At 64.2% G+C, this 13,672-nt stretch carries 13 protein-coding genes; 4 read left to right on the top strand and 9 right to left on the bottom strand.

Going from position 1 to position 13,672, the window contains the following annotated elements; all coding sequences use genetic code 11:
- Window positions 1–80: 80 nt before the first annotated feature.
- Complete coding sequence (locus ACRTG1_RS09090) at window positions 81–1,058, top strand: KpsF/GutQ family sugar-phosphate isomerase (RefSeq protein ID WP_222474019.1); 978 nt, start codon at window positions 81–83, stop codon at window positions 1,056–1,058.
- A gap of 278 nt (window positions 1,059–1,336) precedes the next feature.
- Window positions 1,337–1,966, top strand: a complete 630-nt coding sequence (locus ACRTG1_RS09085) for a LysE family translocator (protein WP_206544183.1) — start codon at window positions 1,337–1,339, stop codon at window positions 1,964–1,966.
- Window positions 1,967–2,068: 102 nt separating this feature from the next.
- Here ACRTG1_RS09085 and ACRTG1_RS09080 read toward each other — a convergent pair whose 3' ends face one another.
- From ACRTG1_RS09080 to ACRTG1_RS09065, 4 genes are all read right to left on the bottom strand, one after another.
- Window positions 2,069–2,530 (bottom strand): NfeD family protein, encoded by a 462-nt coding sequence (locus tag ACRTG1_RS09080; RefSeq protein WP_206544182.1) that lies wholly within the window; start codon window positions 2,528–2,530, stop codon window positions 2,069–2,071.
- A gap of 4 nt (window positions 2,531–2,534) precedes the next feature.
- Complete coding sequence (locus tag ACRTG1_RS09075; RefSeq protein ID WP_113152925.1) at window positions 2,535–3,494, bottom strand: SPFH domain-containing protein; 960 nt, start codon at window positions 3,492–3,494, stop codon at window positions 2,535–2,537.
- Between the two features lie 201 nt (window positions 3,495–3,695).
- Entirely contained in the window at window positions 3,696–4,760 is a 1,065-nt protein-coding gene (hemH, locus tag ACRTG1_RS09070; RefSeq protein ID WP_113152924.1) for a ferrochelatase, read from the bottom strand.
- Between the two features lie 126 nt (window positions 4,761–4,886).
- Entirely contained in the window at window positions 4,887–7,148 is a 2,262-nt protein-coding gene (locus ACRTG1_RS09065; protein ID WP_432516118.1) for a 5'-nucleotidase C-terminal domain-containing protein, read from the bottom strand.
- 205 nt (window positions 7,149–7,353) lie between these two features.
- Between ACRTG1_RS09065 and ACRTG1_RS09060 the strand changes: the two genes are divergently transcribed.
- Complete coding sequence (locus ACRTG1_RS09060) at window positions 7,354–7,863, top strand: OsmC family protein (protein WP_113156002.1); 510 nt, start codon at window positions 7,354–7,356, stop codon at window positions 7,861–7,863.
- Here the strand turns inward: ACRTG1_RS09060 and modC are convergent.
- From modC to ACRTG1_RS09035, 5 genes are all read right to left on the bottom strand, one after another.
- Window positions 7,838–8,959, bottom strand: coding sequence for a molybdenum ABC transporter ATP-binding protein (gene modC, locus ACRTG1_RS09055; protein WP_432516117.1), 1,122 nt, complete (start codon window positions 8,957–8,959; stop codon window positions 7,838–7,840). The genes ACRTG1_RS09060 and modC overlap by 26 nt on opposite strands.
- On the bottom strand, window positions 8,956–9,639 hold the full coding sequence (modB, locus tag ACRTG1_RS09050) for a molybdate ABC transporter permease subunit (RefSeq protein ID WP_432516116.1): 684 nt from the start codon (window positions 9,637–9,639) through the stop codon (window positions 8,956–8,958). Before modB ends, modC begins: the two co-directional genes overlap by 4 nt.
- A 9-nt stretch (window positions 9,640–9,648) precedes the next feature.
- Window positions 9,649–10,386: a molybdate ABC transporter substrate-binding protein gene (gene modA / locus ACRTG1_RS09045; protein ID WP_432516115.1), complete on the bottom strand. Its 738-nt coding sequence runs from the start codon at window positions 10,384–10,386 to the stop codon at window positions 9,649–9,651.
- 1,042 nt (window positions 10,387–11,428) lie between these two features.
- Window positions 11,429–12,124, bottom strand: coding sequence for a tellurite resistance TerB family protein (locus ACRTG1_RS09040; RefSeq protein WP_432516114.1), 696 nt, complete (start codon window positions 12,122–12,124; stop codon window positions 11,429–11,431).
- Between the two features lie 119 nt (window positions 12,125–12,243).
- Window positions 12,244–12,981, bottom strand: coding sequence for an HD domain-containing protein (locus ACRTG1_RS09035; RefSeq protein WP_432516113.1), 738 nt, complete (start codon window positions 12,979–12,981; stop codon window positions 12,244–12,246).
- Window positions 12,982–13,088: 107 nt separating this feature from the next.
- On the opposite strand from ACRTG1_RS09035, the gene ACRTG1_RS09030 reads away from it, so the two are divergent.
- A complete protein-coding gene (locus ACRTG1_RS09030) occupies window positions 13,089–13,670 on the top strand; it encodes a TetR/AcrR family transcriptional regulator (protein WP_432516112.1) in 582 nt (193 codons plus the stop codon).
- Window positions 13,671–13,672: the final 2 nt, after the last annotated feature.

Below are 13,672 nucleotides of genomic sequence, written 5' to 3'. Positions count from 1 at the left end.
GGGGCGGGCACAATGGACAAACTGAATGGACAGCGCGGCATCAAGGCGGTAATGGCAATGCCATGCTGAAAAACTCTTCCATGAACCTGGACCAGCAAAGCGTTATCGCTTCTGCTGTTCGCACGCTTGAAACCGAACGCGCCGGACTTAAAGAACTGGCCGAAGCCCTCGACAACGGGCTTGCCGAACCCTTTGCCGAAGCGGTGCGCACCGTTGCCGGGATCAGGGGCCGCCTGATCGTTACCGGCGTGGGCAAGAGCGGGCATATCGGTTCCAAGATTGCCGCAACCATGGCTTCCACGGGAACGCCGGCATTCTTCGTGCATCCCGCCGAAGCCAATCATGGCGATCTCGGCATGATCGGCAGCGACGATGTCATCCTTGCCATGTCGTGGTCCGGCGAGACGACCGAGCTGCATGGCATCATCGCCTATGCGCGTCGCTTCGCCATTCCGATCATCGCAATCACCGCCGGCAAGGCTTCGGCGCTGGCGAAGGAAGCAACGGTGGTGCTCGGTCTGCCCCGGGCTCCCGAAGCCTGCCCGCATGGGCTCGCTCCCACCACCTCGACCGTGCTGCAGCTGGTGATCGGTGATGCGCTGGCCGTGGCGCTTCTGGAGGCGCGCGGCTTTACGGCTGACCATTTCCGCACTTTCCATCCCGGCGGGCAGCTGGGCGCAAAGCTGACGCAGGTGCGCCAGATCATGCATTCGGGCGCGGAGCTTCCGCTGGCGAAAAGCGGTGCGCTGATGCGCGAGGCCATTCTGGAAATGACCCAGAAGGGCTTTGGCTGCGTCGGCATCACCGACGGCGATGGCGCACTGATCGGCATCATCACCGACGGCGATCTGCGCCGCCACATCGACAGCGAGCTTCTGGCGATGACGGTGGATCAGGTGATGACCCGCGATCCGAAGACGATTGGGCCGGAAACGCTGGCCGAAAGCGCGCTGCAGATCGTCAATTCCTCGTCGATCACCACGCTGATGGTGGTGGAGGGCGGCAAGCCCTGCGGCGTGGTGCATCTGCACGACCTGCTGCGGATTGGCGCTGCCTGAATCTGACAGGCTGTAATTCAGGACCATGTGAAGTTGACAGGCGCCCCGTTTCAAACGGGGCGTTTTTCGTTTGGCTGCAGGGTTTGCAGGACGTATCGGTTCGCTCGCTTAGTGGCTGTGTGCCGCCAGCGGGGATGATGCCAAGGGGTACAATTCTGCAATTGGGGGCGAACCCATCGCGTGTCATATTGGCCGAATGAGACCGGCTTCGCTCAAGCGCCCACTGGTCTGACCACTCTGGCCAGCTCCCTTTGGCCTCACAATGTGAAGGAGTTCCGATGCTTGCAGAACACGTTCAGCATCTTCTGGTCGTCTTCGCCGCTTATCTCGTTGTGATTGCCAGCCCTGGCCCCAGCACCATGGCGATAATGGGCGTTGCCATGAAGCAGGGCCGCGAAAGTGCAGTCCTTCTGGCGCTTGGGGTGGTGACGGGAAGCATGTTCTGGGCCGTTTTGGCCGCGACCGGTGTTGCGACGGTGCTGACCGCCTATGCTGAAGCGGTCTTTTTCATCAAGGTCGCCGGTGGTCTCTATCTTCTTTTTCTGGCCTGGAAGTCCGCGAGGTCGGCACTGACGGCCAAGGCTGGACAGTTGAAGCCAATGGCGCCGGCAAGGAAAGTGGTGTTCTATCGCAGAGGGGTGCTTTTGCACCTGTCCAACCCCAAAGCCGTTCTTGGCTGGGTTGCGATCATGGCGCTTGGGCTAAGGCCGGATGCACCGTCATACACTCTGCTCACGATCATCGTGGGATGCGCCATTCTGGGCCTGACGGTGAATGTTGGCTACGCGTTACTTTTCTCCACCGGCGTTCTGGGGCGGGCCTACCAGAAGTTCAGCAAGTGGATCGAAGGCGTGTTGGCTCTGGTCTTTGGCTATGCCGGTCTCAGGCTGCTCCTCTCCCGATCATGATGGCCGGAGCGCTGCCTGTTCTGAAACAGGCGGTGGCAGAGGCGTTCTTGATGGCAGATAAAAAAAGTCCCGGACGCCATAGGCTCCGGGGCTTTTTGTGGTTCAGACTGCCTCGACGCGCAATGTGGAGCCGTCCACCGCTGCGATCTTCACGCGCGTGCCAGCCGGGAGGTCCGGGCCGGCGACACGCCATACCGTGTCATCGAGCCGGACGCGGCCGAAGCCGTTTTCGATGGCCTGTTCGAGCGTTGCCGTGCGGCCGACAAGCTGCTCGGTGCGGCGGTTGAGGAGCGGCTGGTCCGTCTCCTCGTTTCTGCGCGAATCCATGAAGCGCTTGCCGCCATAGGCCGAGAGCAGGGACAGCGCCAGGAAGACGAGAACCTGCACGTGCCAGGTCCACATCGCCGCATCCCATAACTGGAGCGACAGCGTTCCGGTCAGGATTGCGGCGATGCCGATCCACAGAAGGAAAACGCCGGGCGCCAGGATTTCCGCCGCCAGCAGCACAAAGCCAAGCAGCATCCAGTTCCAGGGGCCGAGTTCAGCGACGACATGCTCGATCATGAGGCTATTCCTGTGCGGGACCCGTACGCGGCGGGCGGGCTGAGGAAGCCCGGTTCTTCGGGGCGGGGGCCGTGTTTCCGTCGCTGAAGACTTCGCGGGCGATGGCGCCGATGCCGCCGAGAGAGCCGATCAGCGAGGAGGCTTCGAGCGGCATCAGAACGACCTTGTTGTTGTTGGACGAACCGATGGTCGCCAGCGCGTCGGTGTATTTCTGGGCCACGAAGTAGTTCACCGCATGCACGTCGCCGGCGGCGATGGCATCGGACACGACCTGCGTTGCCCGGGCCTCGGCCTCGGCGGCGCGCTCGCGGGCCTCGGCATCGCGGAAGGCGGCTTCCTTGCGGCCTTCGGCTTCGAGGATTTCGGCCTGCTTCAGGCCTTCTGCCTCGAGGATCTGCGCGCGCTTGTTGCGCTCGGCCATCATCTGGCGGGCCATCGATTCCACCAGATTGGCCGGCGGGTTGATGTCCTTGATCTCGACGCGGGTCATCTTGATGCCCCACGGGCTTGCGGCGTCATCGACAATGCGCAGAAGTTTTTCGTTGATCGCGTCGCGGTTGGACAGGAGCTCATCGAGATCCATCGAGCCCATGACGGAGCGTATGTTCGTCATGGTCAGGTTGAGGATGGCGTTTTCCAGTCCGGACACCTGATAGGCGGCCTCGGCGGCGGTGAGCACCTGATAGAAGGCGACGCCATCGACGGCGACGATGGCGTTGTCGCGGGTGATGACTTCCTGTGTGGGGACGTCGAGCACCTGCTCCATCATGTTCATCTTCGCGCCAACGCGGTCGATGAACGGGACAATGATGTTGAGGCCGGGGGTGAGGGTTTTCGTGTAGCGACCGAACCGCTCCACCGTGAAGTTGAAGCCCTGCGGCACCGTCTTGATGCCTGCAAAAAGCAGCAGGACAACGAGGACCACCAGGACGGGGATGAGTATGTCAAAACCGGAGAAGGGCATTATCGGCTCCTGAAACCGCCCCGGAGGGGCTTGTATTGAATCGCGTGGCGCACTGTAAGGTTGTAACCCGCTTTGTGAAGACCTTAACCGCAGGCAAAACCATAACCCAACGGCTCAAATTGTCGGGCATGCATGCTCTGCGGGCGGAATACGCCGCGCATATGTTGCGCCAAATGTGACGCGTGGATGGCGAGGCCGGGTTTATACCCAGCCTGCCAGCTCGCGCCGCACCAGCGTTTCAATGACAGCCATGCCTTCTTCGGTGTCGTTGAGGCAGGGGATGTGCGTGAAGTTCGTGCCGCCGGCCTCGTGGAAGATTTCTCCGGCCTCGCCGGCGATTTCTTCCAGCGTCTCCAGACAGTCGGACACGAAGCCGGGATTGAAGACGGCGATGGATTTTACGCCTTCCTTCGCGAGCTTCTCGACCGTCTTGTCGGTGTAGGGCTGGAGCCATTCTTCGGGGCCGAAGCGGGACTGAAAGCAGGTCATCAGCTTCTTCTCGTCCCAGCCGAGGCGCTCGCGCAGAAGGCGCGAGGTTTTCTGGCAATGGCAGTGATAGGGATCGCCGCGCTGGAAATAGCTCTGCGGGATGCCGTGATAGGAGGCGATGACGACTTCCGGTTCGAAGTCGAGGCTTGCCAGATGCGTTTCGATGGAGCGGGCCAGCGCTTCGATATAGACTGGCTCGTCCTGATAGGAGGGCACGGTGCGGATGGCCGGCTGAAAGCGCATCTTCATGAGCGCTTCGAAGAACTTGTCGTTCACCGTCGCCGTGGTGGTGGCGGAGTATTGCGGGTAGAGCGGGAACATGACGATGCGGTCGCAGCCGCGTTCCATCATGCTCTTCGTGACCGTCTCGATTGAGGGCTGGCCGTAGCGCATGGCCCAGTCGACGACGACATGCTCATGCTCCGACAGGGCCCCGGCGAGCTTTTCACCCTGGGCGCGGGTGAAGGTGCGCAGGGGCGATTCGTTACGCTCGTGGTTCCAGATTTCCGCGTAGGCCGCGCCGGACTTCTTGGGCCGCGTGTTGAGCACGATGCCATGAAGGATCGGATACCAGATGGCTCTTGGCCATTCGATGACGCGGCGATCCGACAGGAATTCCTTCAGATAGCGCCGCATGGGGGCGTAATCCGTGCCGTCAGGCGTGCCGAGATTGACGAGGAGGACGCCAACCTTGCCGATGCGCACCGGCGGGTGATCTGCGGGCAGGGGGCCGACCGCCTTTGCGGCGGAACGGTCGATAGTGGTGGGGAGATTCATGCTTTGGCTCCGATCATGCAGGGGAAGCTAGCGAAGCCGGGCGGGTTTTCAATGCAGCGCGTGGCCGCAGGGGCGAAAAAATGAAAAAGCCCCGCCAATTGGCGGGGCTTTCAGGGGTTTTAGGGGTCAGTTGGCCGCAGGCAGGGTGATGACCATGCCCACTTTGAGCCGGCCGGGATCCATCTGCGGGTTTGCATCGGCAATGTCGCGCCATTTGGTGGCGTCGCCATACTGCGCGCGGGCGATCTCCCACAGCGTGTCGCCGCGGGCGATGGTGTAGGTGTTCTTGTCACCATCCATCATCTTTTCCGCGTCTTCCGCAGTCTTGCTGGCCATCTCCCCGGTGGCTTCGGCTGCGTTTTCGGCAACCTCTTCGACCTTGTCGGCTGCGCCTTCGGTTGCAGAGGCCGCATCATCGGCGGTCTTCTCCATGGCTTCGCCGGCGTCGTCCGCCATCTTCTTCGCGCTTTCGGTTGCGCTCTCGGCGGCTTCTGCGGCCTTGTCGGCTGCCGTTTTGGCCATGGAGGCTGCATCATCGGCCGCTTTTTCGACGGCGTTGCCTGCGTCTTCCGTGGCCTTTTCTGTGCCCTCGGTCATCTTCTTCATGGCAGCGTCGGCTTCACCGGCGGCCTTCTCCGCCATCTCCTTTGCGCCTGCGACAGCGCCTTCGACGGCTTCCTTTGCCTTCTCGGCAACGCCCTCAGCCATGGTCTTGGCGTCGTCGGCGGCCTTTTCCATCGTCTCGTCGGCCTTGTCCATCGTCGATGCGGCGACCTTGGTGATGCGGCCATCCAGAGACGGTTTGTAGGGGCTGTTGGCGGCCAGATAATCGGCGAGAACCTGCTCGAGGCCGGGACCGTAGTCATAGGCGTTCTGGGCGTTCAAGGCGAAGAGCTTGTAGCCGTCACCGCCATTGCGCGTGAAGTTGTTGGAGGCGACCGTGTAGGTGGCGTCCGGGTCGATTGCGGTCCAGCCGTCGCCATCCTTCACTTCGACGGACTGGATGCGGCCTTCGCCGGGGGCGACGGACGGGTCGAAGCTGAAGCGAAGGCCGGAGACCTGCGGGAAACGCCCGGCGCCGTCCTCGATCTGGCTCACGCCGCTTTCAAGCGAGGCAACGACATCTTCGCCTTTGATCTGGAAGGTGGCGAGCGTGTTCTGGAACGGCAGCACGCCCAGCACCTCGCCCATGGTGACTTCGCCGCCATCGATGGAGGCGCGCAGCCCGCCGCCATTGGTGATGGCGAACTGGACACCCTGATCGGCGGTGCGCGCGACCATGGCGTCGGTCACGAGATTGCCCATCTCGCACTCACCGGCGCGGCAGGTCTCGCGGCTGCCATCCACCGGGGCTGCCGTTTCGGCGACGATCTTGTTCTTCAGCTCCTCAATGGGGCCGCCCAGCTCCAGCACGCGGGCGACGACCGCCTCGTCCTTGTCTACGGAAGCATCGATCAGCTTGACGTCGCCGGTGGCGGCGGTGACCACGCCGTCATCGTTGAAGGTGAGCTTGAGTTCGCCGAGATATTTGGAATAGGAGCCGGCCTGCACGACGGGCACCTGATGGCCGTCGGGATTGTCGACCATGGTCGGGTAGGGGCCTTCGGCGCCCTCGATGGCGTTGGAGAGCAGCGTGTTGGAATGGCCACCGACAACCACGTCGACGCCGGGGATCTTCGCGATGGCTTCGAGGTCGCGCGGGTAGCCCACATGGGTGAGTGCGATGACCTTGTTTGCGCCCTCGGCGGTGGCGGCTTCAACGGCAGCGGTGATGCCGGCCACATCCTCGATGATGGAGACGTTCTCGCCGGGCGAGGAAAGCTCGGCCGTGTCATTGGCGACCGCGCCGACGATGGCGATTGTCTCGCCGCCCACATCGAGCAGGAGATATTCTTTCACCCGGTCGCCCAGTGCGGAAGCTTCCTTGGCCTTGACGTTGGAGCCGAGCACGGGGAACTCGACCTTGTCGAGGAAGGTCGCCAGACCGTCTTCGCCGTCGTCGAACTCATGGTTGCCGACGACCATGGCGTCGGTCTTCATGAGGTTCAGGAACTCGGCTTCGGCCGCGCCCTTGTAGGTGGTGTAGAAGAGCGATCCCTGGAAATTGTCGCCGGCGTTGAGCAGCAGGACGTTTTCACCGTCCAGCGCCTGACGCGCTTCGGCCACGGCGGTGACGAGGCGGGCAGCGCCGCCGAAGCACTTGCCCTCGGCATCGTCTTCAGCCGAGCAGGTGGAATCGTATTTGTTGATTGGCTCGATGCGGCTGTGCCAGTCGTTCATATGGAGAATGTTGAGCGTGTAATCGGCAAACGCCGCGCCTGCGCTCAGGGCCAGTGCCGATGCGGTCAGCGAGGCAATGGCAAGACGCTTGGATATGGTAGTTCGCATAGTGACTTCTCCCGAATGGCAATTCGCGGTCTCTAGCGCCGCATTGTGACGTCCCGTTGAAGACGGACCCGGCGGCATGTTTCCACCGGCTTGAAGGTGATGCAAGTGAAACTTGGGTGGCAAACCGTAAGTTCGCGGGCTCGTGCTTATGGTGCTATTCTGGGGTTTGATGGCGAGCCCGGTGGGCTCGAAGGAGGTGTATGCCATGGACGCTGCAGAACTGCGCGCCATTCAGGCGCCGATCAAGGACCGCTATCGCGGTGAGCCGGGCGCAGCCCTCATCACGCTTCACGCCAGGGGCGCGCTCGACGATCAGAACATTGCCTGCAAGGTGGAGACCGGCCGCGCGATCGCCATTGCCGGACTGCATCCGGCGACGGGCGGAACGGGGCTGGAACTGTGCTCCGGCGACATGCTTCTGGAGGCGCTGGTCGCCTGCGCGGGCGTGACGCTGAAGGCCGTGGCCACGGCGCTGGAGATACCGCTCCGGGCGGGCGTGGTTTCAGCCGAGGGCGATCTCGACTTTCGCGGCACGCTGGGCGTGGTGAAGGATACGCCGGTGGGTTTTGCGGAAATCCGGCTGTCCTTCGATCTCGACACGGATGCATCGCAGGAGCAGCTCGATCAGCTGTTGAAGCTCACCGAGCGCTACTGCGTGGTCTACCAGACGATTGCGAATGGCCCTTCGCTCAGCGTGGCGATGACGCGGATGTGAGCCCGCCGCGCGGGCTTTCGATGCGCGCCATCTCGACGGAAACGGCCTTGAGCAGGGCGTGGACCCGGCTGCCCGGCTGAAGGCCGAGTGCATCCGCCGACTTCGCCGTGATGCGGGCCAGAAGCTGCTGCCCGCCAAAGCCGAGCGCAACGGTGGCGAACGCGCCGTCACGGCGAATCTCCTCGACAATTGCGGGAAGCTGGTTGCGGATCGACAGCCCGTCATGGGGCGCATTGGCGATGGCGACATCGCCCGCCCGCACGCGCAATCGCACCGTCATGCCGGGTGCAAACCCGTTTCCGGTCAGCTCGATGCGGTCGTCATCAAGCGCGATGACGGCGGTGTGGTAAGCGGGGTCAACATCCGTGATGCGGCCTTCAAGGATGACGCCGGCCTCGTCGGGATCGCCGCCGGCGGCAAGGCCGAGGCGGGCGAGGATGGCGGCGGCGGGGCCGCTGTCGGAAACGCGTCCGTTTTCGATCAGCACCACCGTGTCGGCCAGGCGCGCGACCTCCGAAGTTTCGTGGCTCACATAGAGGATGGGAATGCCGGCCTCGGTGCGGATCGCTTCCAGATAGGGCAGGATCTCGTTGCGCCGCGCCTTGTCGAGTGAGGAGAGCGGCTCGTCCATGAGAAGCAGCGCGGGGTCGGCAAGCAGCGCCCGGCCAATGGCGACGCGCTGGCGCTCGCCGCCTGAAAGCGTGGCGGGTGCAGCGTCGAGCCGGTCTTCAAGGCCAAGCAGGGCCACCACTTCATCGAAGGCGCGGGATGCCGGACGGCGACCTGCCCAGCGGGCATAGGTGAGGTTTCTGCGCACCGAGAGATGCGGGAAGAGGCGCGCATCCTGAAAGACGAAGCCGATGCCGCGTTTTTCCGGCGGGAGGTTCGTGCCGGTGGCCGAATCGAACAGCGTGCGCCCGCCAGCCACGATGCGTCCCGACTGCGGCCGTGCCGTGCCGGCGATCATCTTGAGCAGGGTCGATTTGCCCGCGCCGGATGGCCCGAACAGCGCGGTGACGCCTGCGCCGGCCTGGAAGGCGGTTTTGATCTCGAAGCTGCCGGCGCGGCCCCTGATGTCTACGTGTAGAGTGCTCATGCGCGTCCTCCGGCGGTGAGCCTGCGGGCCAGATATTCGGACGCGACTATGGCGGCGAGCGCCAGGGCGACGGCGATTGCGATCAGGCGAAGGGCGGCGGCATCGCCCGATGGCGATTGCAGCAGCGCATAGATGGCGAGCGACAGGGTCTGTGTTTCGCCGGGAATGTTTGAGACGAAGGTGATCGTCGCCCCGAACTCGCCAAGCGCCTTGGCGAAGCCGAGAACGGCGCCTGCTATGACGCCCGGAAGGGCGAGCGGCAGGGTGACGGTGAAGAATACGGTGAGACGCGATGCGCCGAGCGTGCGCGCGGCCTCGCCAAAGCCCTGATCCATGGCTTCCAGCGACAGGCGGATGGGCCGCACGAGGAGCGGAAACGCCATGACGCCGGCGGCGAGCGCCGCGCCCGTCCAGCGGAAGGCGAAGCTGATGCCGAACAGGTTTTCAAAGAGCTGGCCAAGCGGCCCTTTGGAGCCGAACAGGATCAACAGGCCGTAGCCGGTGACGACCGGCGGCAGCACGAGCGGCAGGGTGACCAGCGCCTGAACGACGCCCTTTCCGGGGAACTGCTTGCGGGCCAGAAGCCAGGCCAGCGCAAAGGCCGGAACGAGCGCGCAGAGGATGGCGGTAAACGCCACCCTCGCGGACAGGAGTATGATCGAAAGTTCGGTCTCGCCCATGTCGGCAGTCTATTCCGTAGCTTCGGAAAAACCGAGATCGGTGAAGATCGCGCGGCCGGCCTCGCTTTTCAGGAAGGCGAGGAAGGCTTCGGCGCTTTCGGCTCCATCCTTCGTGGCGGCGGCGGGGTAGAGGATCGGCGCATGGCTGTCTGCCGGGAAGACATAGGCCCGCACCAGATCGCCGGCGGCTTTCTGGTCCGATCCGTAGACGATGGCCGCTTTGACCTCGCCACGGCTGGCGAGCTCCAGCGCCACGCGGACGTTTTCACCGAACACGGCGTTCTTCTCGACGTCTTTCCAGAGATCGAGGTTTTCGAGCGCCGTGCGGGCATATTTGCCGGCGGGCACATGGCTCGGATCGCCCATGGCGAAGCGCTCGTCAAGCAGGGCGTCGGGGCTGTCGACTGGCTCCGTTCTCTCTGCGGCTGCGATGACGAGATTGTTGCCGGCGATGATGGTCTCGCTATCGGCGCGGACCAGATCGCGCTCGACCAGATACGCCATCCAGTCGGTGTTTGCGGAGATGTAGACATCCGCCGGCGCACCGGCCTCGATCTGGCGGGCGAGAACGGAGCTGGAGGCAAAGGAGACGACCACTTCGTCGCCACCGGCTGCCTGATATTCGCCTGCGGCGCGCTCAATGGCGTCCTTCATGCTGGCAGCGGCGAAGACGGTGAGTTTTTCGGCGGTGGCCGCCGTGGAAAGAGAAGCGAGGAGGGCGAGGCTCACAAGAGCACGTTTGAACATGGAACCACCATAGGTCATTGGCGCGGACGGGTGCCGCGCGCCGGTCAACGGGAATGCATGGTGGTCAGGTCTGGACATTCGCGCCCCGAATGCCGCCCGAACCTTGGGACAGAGGCAGCCATCACGCGCTGCCCGGTTTGGATATTAGGAGGGCGGTGACGGCGGGGTCAAGGGAGGATGGGGCAAAGCTCTGGGGGTGGTGTGGTGGCGCGCCTGGTGACGGGGTGTGTGTTTCGCGAATGCCGGTGCTGGCCCCTCATCCTCACCTTCTCCCCGCATGCGGGGAGAAGGGGGCCTCGACGCCGGGGCCGGGTCGTTTGGCGGCGTGCGGCCTTTGGGCTTTAGGCGGGGCGGTTGCGCAGCTTCCTTCTCCCCGTTTGCGGGGAGAAGGTCCCGGCAGGGGGATGTGGGGCGTGCGGCAATGTTTGTGGTTTTGTGCTGACTGGGCCGTGGGGGCTGCGGCGATGTCGGTGCCCGCCCCTCATCCTCACCTTCTCCCCGCATGCGGGGAGAAGGGGGCCTCGACGCCGGGGCCGGGTCGTTTGGCGGTGTGCGGCCTTTGGGCTTTAGGCGGGGCCGTTGCGCAGCTTCCTTCTCCCCGTTTGCGGGGAGAAGGTCCCGGCAGGGGGATGAGGGGCGTGCGGCAATGTTTGTGGATTGGCGTTGGTTTGGCCGTGGGGGCTGCGGCGATGTCGGTGCCCGCCCCTCATCCTCACCTTCTCCCCGCTTGCGGGGAGAAGGGGGCATTGACGCCGGGGCCGGGTCGTTTGGCGGTGTGTGGCCTTTGGGCTTTAGGCGGGGCGGTTGCGCAGCTTCCTTCTCCCCGCAAGCGGGGAGAAGGTCCCGGCAGGGGGATGAGGGGCGGGCGGCAATGTTTGTGGTTTTGTGCTGACTGGGCCGTGGGGGCTGCGGCGATGCCGGTGCTTGCCCCTCATCCTCACCTTCTCCCCGCAGGCGGGGAGAAGGGGGCATTGACGTTGAGGTCGGCTTTTCGTCCGGGTGGCCATGACTGGAAGATCATGACCGGACAGTCGGGAAACGGTCAGGCCGTTGCTTCGGAGACGGTTGCCTCGATGTGGTCGACAAGCGGGTCGGGCAGGCGCAGGCGGCCGGCAAGCATGTCGAGATAGCCGCGCTCGGCGCGGGTCTTCGGTTCGATGGTGAGGCGCGAAGCCGTGTAAAGCTCGATCTTCTGGGCGTCGGTCTGTGCGGCCTCGACCAGCGCATCGAGATCGACCGGGCGCTCCAGCTCGCGCATGAGGAAGGCTTCCTCCTCGCTGTCGATGCCGGAAAGCTTGAGCTTGTCGGCGATCTTGGCGCGCTCGCCTTCATCGATATGACCGTCGGCGCGGGCGGCGGCGATCATGGCGCGCACCAGCGCCAGCGCGAATTCGCCCTCGCCCTGCGGGGCCTGGGCCGGGTTGAGGCTGGTGTCTTCCGGCGGCGGCAGAAGCTCGCCTTCTTTCGCGGCCTCGGTCGGCTCCTTGCCGGACTGATAGTTCTGATAGGCCTTGTAGGCGATGCCGGCCACGGCGGCGATGCCGCCGAGCTTGAGCGCGCTGCCGGTGACGGAACGCCCCGTGCTGGTGCCCAAAAGGACAGCCGCGATGGCGCCGGTTGCAAGCGGATTGTCCTTGGCGAGCTGAACCGCCTGGCCCGCCTTGTCGCGCACGGTTCCCTGCGTTCCGGGCACCTGTGAGCCCAGAAGGTCGTTCAGCAGCTTCTTTGGATCAAACATCCGCATCTCCTCGTTTCGCGCCTGTCGCGCCGTAGCGTTGGCGGAAAGGTAGGAACGCATTTGCGGCATTGCAATGTTGCAGGGCGCTGCAACCGGCATGGGACGACGAAAGTCCAATGTCATCCGAACGGCTCGGCAGGAGCCTTGCCGCCCGACAGCCCGGTCATGATGGCGGGGCGGGTGCCCTTTCTGTGTTCGGCGGTTTCGAACCGGAGGGCTTCGATCACGCCGTCGCGCGGGAAACGCTCCAGGACCTTTGCGAGCGAGGCAGGTGCGATGCGGTGGCGGCCAGCGCCGAAAAGATCGCAGACCGCGCCGCGCGACACCAGATGCGCCTCCGCGCCATGGGCGCGGGCGGACACCCATCCGTTGAGATGGAGCGCGATGGCGTCGCCGACCTTCTGGCCGATCTCGCCGCCATGTCCTTTCGCGCACAGATGATCACGCGCCCGCTCGCCGCCGCTGAGCGCAAAACAGCGCGTGCAGAGTGACGGCTCGTGGCGCTCGGTCAGGCCGATATCGTGCAGGATTGCGGCGGCGAAGAACAGGGCGGGATCGTGGTCGAGGCGCTCATGGGCCGCGATCAACGCGCCGAACAGATAGGTGCGCCAGCTATGGAAAAGCAGCGCATCGCGATGGGTCTCCGTGGCGAGCTGAAGCGCATCTTCGACCAGCGCGGTCTGCGACGGCATCAGCGCGTCGAGCGAGACCGGAGCCGGGGTGAGAAGGCCGAGGCGGTGGCGCACCGTGTCGAGTGCCTGCTGCACCTGCACAAAGGCGAGATTGCCGATGAGGCGGATTTTTTCGCCGCCGCTCAGTGTTCCATCCGTTCCGTGGCCCCAGGCGAGTGTGCCCATGGCTGCATTTCCGGGATGTTTGGATTGGGTCATTGTGATATGCCTTGATATTTGTACTGTTTCGCATAAAAATGCACGGAGATGAATTTTATGCAAGATGGTACAAAATGATTGCACGCCGAGGACGTCCGCCTGCCTATGACCGCGAAGCGGCGCTGATTGCCATTGCAGAAGCGTTTCGCCTGCGCGGCTATGCCGCTGCCTCGCTGGACGAGATCGCGCGGGCGGCGGGGATGAACCGGCCCAGCCTTTTCGCCGCGTTCGGCAACAAGAAGGCCATGTATCTGGCCGCCCTTGAAGATTACCGGCGGCGGATGGAACGGGCGGTCTCGCCGGCGCTTGGGCGCGAGGGGCCTCTGGGCGATGCGCTGACGGGGTTCTTCGACGCGGCGGTCGGCTTTTATGGCGAGGGTGCTGCGCCGGGCTGTCTGGTTCTGTGCACGGCGACGGCGGAAGCACCGGCCGATGAGGAGATCGCAGCCGTGCTGGCGGACACGATCAGCGGGATCGAGGCGCAGCTTACGGCGCGGATTGCGCGGGAAGAGGCTGACGGTGAAGTGGCGGGGCTTGCGCAGTTGATGGTGTCGGTTCTGATCGGCATTGCCGTTCAGGCCCGTGCGGGTGTTGACGAGACGGCGCTGAAGCGCTTTGCGCGCGCCGGCGTGGCTGCGGCATTGCGTCAGTCCTGATG

It is taken from the genome of Nitratireductor sp. PBL-C9 (assembly GCF_050877045.1).
GTDB lineage: Bacteria > Pseudomonadota > Alphaproteobacteria > Rhizobiales > Rhizobiaceae > Nitratireductor > Nitratireductor aquimarinus.
Note: the sequence above shows the minus strand (reverse complement) of the source record. Positions and strands in the feature narration are given on the sequence as shown.